At 76.3% G+C, this 7,037-nt stretch carries 5 protein-coding genes; 2 read left to right on the top strand and 3 right to left on the bottom strand.

What is annotated here, in order from left to right:
- Positions 1-1,128: PQQ-binding-like beta-propeller repeat protein (locus BJP40_RS26295; protein WP_256220826.1), on the top strand; the 1,128-nt coding region annotated here is incomplete at its 5' end.
- 275 nt (positions 1,129-1,403) lie between these two features.
- Here the strand turns inward: BJP40_RS26295 and BJP40_RS34665 are convergent.
- Complete coding sequence (locus BJP40_RS34665; protein WP_079171484.1) at positions 1,404-2,060, bottom strand: hypothetical protein; 657 nt, start codon at positions 2,058-2,060, stop codon at positions 1,404-1,406.
- Between the two features lie 198 nt (positions 2,061-2,258).
- Here BJP40_RS34665 and BJP40_RS26285 point away from each other — a divergent pair, with 198 nt between their 5' ends.
- Positions 2,259-2,822 carry a hypothetical protein gene (locus BJP40_RS26285; RefSeq protein WP_071282926.1) on the top strand — a complete coding sequence of 188 codons (564 nt, stop codon included), beginning with the start codon at positions 2,259-2,261 and terminating at the stop codon, positions 2,820-2,822.
- Positions 2,823-3,122: 300 nt separating this feature from the next.
- On the opposite strand, the gene BJP40_RS26280 is transcribed toward BJP40_RS26285, so the two are convergent.
- Both BJP40_RS26280 and BJP40_RS26275 read right to left on the bottom strand, forming a co-directional pair.
- The gene (locus tag BJP40_RS26280) at positions 3,123-3,359 is read right to left on the bottom strand and encodes a hypothetical protein (RefSeq protein WP_071282924.1); all 237 of its coding nucleotides are present in this window, start codon (positions 3,357-3,359) and stop codon (positions 3,123-3,125) included.
- Between the two features lie 187 nt (positions 3,360-3,546).
- On the bottom strand, positions 3,547-6,780 hold the full coding sequence (locus tag BJP40_RS26275) for a BTAD domain-containing putative transcriptional regulator (RefSeq protein WP_256220825.1): 3,234 nt from the start codon (positions 6,778-6,780) through the stop codon (positions 3,547-3,549).
- Between the last annotated feature and the right edge of the window lie 257 nt (positions 6,781-7,037).

Genomic DNA, 7,037 nt, shown 5'->3' with positions numbered 1-7,037 from the left:
CGTTTCCGCATGTCGAACGACGTGTGGGGCACCCCGGCCGTGGACGGCGACCTGCTGTACGTGACGTCGTTCGAGGTGCACGCCCTGGACGTGGGAACGGGCCGCCGACAGTTCAAGACCCGGGACGTGGCCTGGTCCATGACGGTGGCGTCGGGCCGTATCCACGCCACCGACGGCCCCACGCTGTACGCGCTGGACGCGCAGGACTCGGGCGAGCTGTGGCGGGTCCAGACGGACGCCTGGACGTTCTCGCTGGACGTCGACCGGGGCACCGTGGTCACGGGCACCCGGGGCGGCGGTGTCCAGGCGTGGGAGGCGTCCAACGGCGCCAAGCTGTGGGAGCTGGCCGGCGCCCAGACCGACTTCGAGACGGCCGAGGCGGGGCCGTCCGTGCACGGTGACACCGTGTACGTGTGGCAGGACGCCCGGCTGAGGGCCCTGGACGCCCGTACGGGCACCGAGCGCTGGTCGTACCCGGTCGGCGACGCCGCGTCCTGCGGCGGCGTGCCGGTACGGGTCTCCCCCGCGGAGGACGGCTACGTGTACGTGGTCGCCGGGACGCGCGTGCTGTCCGTCGACGTCCTGTCCGGCCACGTCCGCTGGCACTTCGAGGCGCCCGCCGTCTTCCTCTCCCCGCCCGCCTTCGTGCCGGGCCCGGCGGTGACGGGCGGCGGCGTGTACCTGGCGGACTACCTCGGCACGGTGTACGCCCTGGACGCGACGACGGGCAAGGACCGGTGGCGGATCGCCACCGAGGCCCGCCAGTCCACCCAGCCGGTGCTGGTCGCGGACGGCAACATCCACGTGGCCAGCGGCAGCGCGCTGTACACGCTGGACGCGGTGACGGGCACCCCGAAGTGGCGGTTCGCGGCGGGCGGCGAGATCGTCGGCGCCCCGGTGGCCGCCGACGGCCGACTGCACTTCGGCTCCGCGGACCACGTGCTGTACACGCTGGACGCGGCGGGCGGCCAGCTCCGCTGGAAGCTCACCACGGGCGGGGAGATCACCGGCTCGCCGGTGGTCCGCGCCGGTGTGGTGTACGCGTGCAGCAAGGACCGGTGCGTGTACGCGCTGGACGCGGTCAAGGGCACGGCGACGGGCCGCGGCGCGGCCGCCCGGCAGCCGTAACCGCAACCCCACGGCTCCGCACGGGCCCGGCGGGCGGTCGGCCGACCGGCCGGATCGCTCGCCGGGCCCGTGCGGCGGCGGTGGCGGTCGGGCGGGAGCGCCGGGGGTTGGCGCCTTCGGTGCCGGGTGCCGGAGTGCCAGGTGCCCGAGTACCCGGGTGGCTGGGGGTGACCGGCCGAAGGCGCCGTGATGCGGTCGTGTCTCCGGCTGCCGGCCGCGGCAGGAGCCGGTCCCGTGGCGGTCGGCCCGTGCGCGGCGGGGTCCCGCTCCGTGAGTCAGTAGCCGGGCGGCCGGTCACGGTCCGGGGAGTCCGGCGGTGCGGACGGTCCGGGCGACTCGGGGTAGCCCGGGTACTCCGGGCGGTCGGGGCCGGGGATGGCGTCGTGCCGGGTGCCGCGTGGCCGCGCGTGCCGGGGCCCGTGGCCGGGGTCGTACGGCCGGCCGTAGCCCGGGTCCTCCCCGTGGCGGGGCTCGCCGTGGTCGTACCCGTCGGTCGTCCCCACGGGCGCGACACGGCGCCGCCTCGGTCGGCCCACCATGACGGCGGCGGCCAGCAGCAGCAGCACACCGCCGCCCACGGACAGGGCGACGCCCCAGCCCAGACCGTCGTCGGAGCCCGCCGACAGGCTGCCCGCGGCCTGCCCCTGGCGCACCATCCACAGGACGGTGAAGCCCAGGACGACCACGCCCGCGGCGGCGACCACCAGCCGGGACCACAGCAGCAGGCCGACCAGGGTCAGCACCGCGCCGAAGACGAAGGGCAGGAACAGCGACCACCACAGGTCCGCGCGCACGGACGTGACGCCGGTGAACAGGTCGTCGATCTCGTAGTACCGCCCCTGCCGCCCGTCGTACCAGACACGGAAGGGGCTCCAGACGGCCGCCGCCGCTCCGACCACTGCGAGGACGGCCCCGATGACGTTGCGGATCATCCCGCGCCTCCGGATGCGTGGGGAGTGTAGGGCGCTCCCGCGAGTACCCGGGCGGGCGCCGGGCAACCTCCGGGGCCGGGCCGGGCCGGGCCGGGGCCGGCCGGGCGAGGCGGTCCGCGACGGGTGGGTCCGCTGCTAGGGTGACGTGCACTCGCCAAACGAGCGGGCTATTTTTCCACTTTCAACGGGGGTTGAAACATGAAATCGCGTCATGTTCGCGCGCTGGCCGTCTTCGGTATCGCACTGGTAGCCCTGACCGGTGCCCGCGGGTCGCACGGCGGAAGCTGCAGCGGTTCGAGCTCCGGCAGCTCCAGCAGTTCCGGCAGCGGGTCGAGCGGCGACCACGGCTCCGACGACGGCGTGGGCAAGAGCGACACCGACACCGGCACGGACGCCTCGACCGCCGGTTCCGGTTCCGGTTCCGGCTCCTCCGGGGGCTCCGGCTCCGGAGGCGGCAGCGGCAGCAGTGCCATGCGGGACGTCCGCATCGACGGGTGCGAGATGGACGCGGACACGAAGAAGCTGGTCGCCCGGGTCACCGTGACGAACAACGGGGCGCTGGACTACGCGTACGACTTCACGGTCCAGTTCAAGGGCGACGCGGGCGGCACGGCCCTCCCGGCGACCGCCCGGGTGGACGACCTGGAAGTCGCGGCCGGCGCCAAGGGCACCGCCGAGGCGTCCGCCCCGTACACCGGCGGGGGCGACGGCTCCGAGTACACCCGCTGCGTCGTCACGAAGGCGTCCCGCACCCTGGCCTGATCCCTGCCGGGGGCCCCGGCCCGCAGTCGTGCCTGCGGTGAGCCGGGCGGGCCGCCGCGCGGGCCCGCACGCGGGGCCGGTCGCGCCGGGAGCAGCAGGGGAGGAGACCCGGACGGGCTCCGGACCCCGCCGCCCGCCGGCCGGACCGGGGCCGTGCGCCTCCCGGCCGGGGGGCGCGCCACACACCGAAGGACCCGCACCGCCCGAGACCGGGTGGTGCGGGTCCTTCGGCGTTCCGGCCGCGGCGGCTCCCCCTCCGTGCCGCCGCGGCCGTCCCCCCGTAGGCGTGATGACTGGACGTCAGTCGCGGGGCGGAGCAGGCATGTGATGGTCGCCCATCACCTTGATGTCGCCCTCGACGACGGCCTCGGCGTCGGTGACGGGCCCGCCGGCGACGGGCCGGAGGAGAGCGTCACGGTCCTCCGTGACCTCGATCTCCGCACCAGCCCCGGAACTCGCGACGCCGTCCTTGGGCGGGGCGGGCATGTGATGGTCACCCATCGTGACTATCTGTGGCTGCTGCTCGCTGCTGCTCATGGTGCCCTTCTGACGTGCGGGTGATGACCGGGGCGGGCCTTCGGGCCGGCAACTCCCCCGAGGACTGCCGGATCGAAGGCCCGGTCCGGCCCGCCGGCCCCCCGAGGCGGCGGACCGTCTGCCCTCAAGCATGTCGGACGAGCATAAACATTCGATGAACGTGCAGGTGTCGCCTCCGCGGCCCGGCTCAGGCGGCGCCGCTCAGCGGTGTCAGCAAGCCGCGGACCTCCGCCGCTTCACCCGCGCCGCACTGCTCCAGCAGCAGCAGCGCCTCGTACCAGCAGGCCCGTGCGCGGTCCCGCTGGCCGAGCCGGTCGAGGCTCCTGCCCAGGGTGATCAGCACGTTGCCGCGGGTACGGTCGCCGCCGATGCAGCCGATCGACAGGGCCTGCTCGGCGTGCTGGGCGGCGCGCGCGGGGCGGTGCGCGGCGAGGTGGGCCTGCGCGATGCGGAAGTGCGCCGTCCCCTCCCACAGGCGCTGACGGTTCCTCTCGAACTGCTCCAGGGCCTTCCCGAGCTGCTCCATCGCCTCCGGCAGTCGGCCCGCCTGCGTCAGCACCACCCCCAGCGCGTAGCGGGCGTTCGCGAGACGCAGGGTGTGCCCCACGCGTTCGTAGATCGCGATGCCCTCCTCCGCCAGGGCGATACCCTGCGCGGTCCGCCCGAGCGCCACGCGGGTGCGGGACAGGTTGCACAGGGCGCTCGCCTCGACGGGCGCGTTGCCGTCGGCGCGGGCACCCTCCTTGGCCCGGCCCAGCAGCTCCTCGGCGGCCTCGTACCGGCCCTGCACGGCGGCGATGATGCCGCGGTCGTTGTGCGACCAGTAGACCGGAGCGGCATCGCCCGCCGCCTGCGCGAGCCGCGCCGCGACCGCGGCCTCCTCGTCGGCCGCCTCGTAACGGCCCGCCACCAGGTGCACGTTGGTGAGCACGGTGCGGGCGCGGCCCTCCGTGCGGGTGTCGCCCGACCGCAGCGCGGCGTCGAGGGACCCCCTCGCGACCGACTCGTACGCCTTCGAGTTCGCCCCCGACTCGGCCAGGTCCTGCGCCGCCCACAGCAGGTCCACGGCGCGCCGGAGCTGAGGGCCGGGCGGCGCCTGCCGCACGCAGGCCAGCAGGCAGTGCGCCTCCGCGTACAGCCAGTCCTGGGCGGCGTTGCGGTCCTCGAAGACCAGCCCCGCCCCGGGCCGCGTCGGCTCCAGGTGGTCCACCAGGCGGTCCCCGGGCCGTTCCACGGCGTAGACACGGGCCGCGGTGGCCAGGTAGAAGTCCAGCAGCCGGGACATCGCCGCCTCCCGCTCCGCCGGGGGGTGCTCGTCCCGCTCGGCGCACGCACGCGCGTAGAGCCGCACGAGGTCGTGGAAGCGGTAGCGTCCCGGCGCGGCCGACTCCAGCAGCGACGTGTCGACCAGCGCCTCCAGCAGGTCCTCCGCCTCATGCTCCGGTAGGTCCAGGGCCGCCGCCGCGGCGGCCAGCGACACGTCCGGCCCGTCGGCCAGCCCCAGCAGCCGGAACGCCCGCGCCTGCGCCGGCTCCAGCTGGCCGTAGCCCAGCTCGAACGTGGCCTTCACCGCCAGGTCACCGGCCTGCAGCTCGTCCAGCCTGCGCCGTTCGTCGGCCAGCTTCGCCGCCAGCACCGACACCGTCCATGTGCGCCGCGCCGCCAGCCGGGACGCCGCGATGCGGATCGCCAACGGCAGGAACCCGCAGGCGCCCACCACGTCGAGCGCCGCCTCCCGCTCCGCCCGCACCCGCTCCTCACCCACGATCCGGGTGAACAGCTGCAGCGCCTCCTCCGGCGACATCACGTCCAGGTCGACGAGGTGGGCCCCGGCCAGGTCCACCATCCGGATCCGGCTGGTCACGAGCGCCGCGCAGCCCTCCGTGCCGGGCAGCAGCGGCCGCACCTGCGCCGCGTCCCGCGCGTTGTCCAGCAGCACCAGGACCCGCCGTCCGGCGAGCGTCGACCGGTACAGCGCGGCCCGCTCCTCCAGGGTCTCCGGGATGCGCTCGTCCGGCGTGCCGAGGGCCCGCAGGAACGATCCCAGCACCGTCTCCGGCTCCGCCGCCCGCTGCCCCGCACCCATCAGGTCGGCGTACAGCTGTCCGTCGGGGAACCGCGGCCGCGCCCGGTGCGCCACGTGCACCGCGAGCGTCGTCTTGCCGACGCCGCCGATGCCGGCCAGCGCGGACACCGCCATCACCGACCCCTCGGCGGTGGCGAGCAGCTCACCCAGCTCCCGCACGAAGGCGGCGCGGCCCGTGAAGTCCGGCACGGTCGCCGGCAGTTGGGCGGGGCGTGCCACGGGCGCCACCGGCGACGGCTCCGCCACGGGCTGCGCCAGCTCGTCGTCGGCCCGCAGGATCCGCTCCTGGAGCCGCGACAGCTCGGGGCAGGGGTCCACGCCCAGCTCGTCCGCCAGCAGCCGCCGCGTGTCCGCGTACACCGCGAGCGCCTCCGCCTGCCGCCCGCTGCGGTACAGGGCCACCATCAGCAGTTCCCGCAGCCGCTCCCGCAGCGGGTGCGCCGCGGTCAGCGCGGTCAGCTCCGACACCGCCTCCGCGTGCTGCCCGCACTCCAGCGCCAGGTCGAGCCGGGTCTCGGTCAGCTGGAGCCGCCACTCCTCCAGCCGGGCCCGCTGCGTCTGCGCGTACGGCCCCGGCACGGACGCCAGCGGCTCGCCGTCCCACAGGCCCAGCGCCTTGGTGACCAGCGCCCGCGCCTGCGCGCGGTCCCCGGCCGCCCGCGCCTTCTCCGCCCCGGCGGCCAGCTCCTGCGCCACGTTCAGGTCCAGCGCGTCCGCGCGGCCGCGCAGGGCGTACCCGCCGGACTCGCTGACCAGCACCCCCGCGGGGAGCACCTTCCGCAGCCGGGATGCGTACGTCCGCACTGCGGCGAGGGCCTGCGAGGGGGGCTCCGTGCCCCACAGCGCGTCGATCAGTTCGGCGGCGGTGGCGGTCCGCCCGTCGCGCAGCAGCAGTGCGGCGAGCAGCGCCCGCTGCTGCGGCGAGCCGGACGGCAGCGGCTCACCGCCCCGCCAGGCCCGGACCGGCCCGAGCACCGCGAACCGCAGGTCGTCGGGTCCGGCGCCTGGTGGGGTGTCCGCGGGCTCCGGGCCGGGGGCGCGGTCACCGAGCTGCCGGGCCGGCGGTGCGGGGCTCCCGTGCCCGGTGGCGCCCCCCTGCCGAACGGAGGCCGGCGGCGGCGCCTGCCCCGGAGGGGGCGCGTGCTGTGCGGGCTCCGCGTGGGCCCCGTGCGGGGAGGGCTCCGGGTGCACCGCGTCCGGGAGCGCCCCGCCCTCCGCGCGGTCGGGGTGGCCGGTTCCGTGCGCCGCGCGGCCGTCCGGCGCCTGACCGTCCCGTGCCCGTGCCGCTCCCGCAGCACGCTGCGCCGGCACCCGCGGCCCGCCGTCACGGCCCATAGCTCCCCCTGCCCGTACCGCTGCTATCGCCGCTGACAGTGTGCCTTGCCCCGGCGGACCCGTCAGTAGTGGGGCGACGCTCCGCACAGGGCCGTGACACGATCCGCCACACCCGGTGCGCCGCGTCCACCTTTCCGCGCCGGGCGCCGCTGCCGCTCGCGCCGTTGCCCCGGCGGCCGTCTTCGCGCCTGCTGCCGCGGCCGGGTGCCGCCTGTGCGATCGCCCCTGGTGCCACCGCAGGCCGGCGCCTCCGCCGG

It is taken from the genome of Streptomyces sp. CC53 (assembly GCF_001865245.1).
Classification (GTDB): domain Bacteria; phylum Actinomycetota; class Actinomycetes; order Streptomycetales; family Streptomycetaceae; genus Streptomyces.
This window is presented reverse-complemented; position numbering and strand designations above follow the sequence as displayed.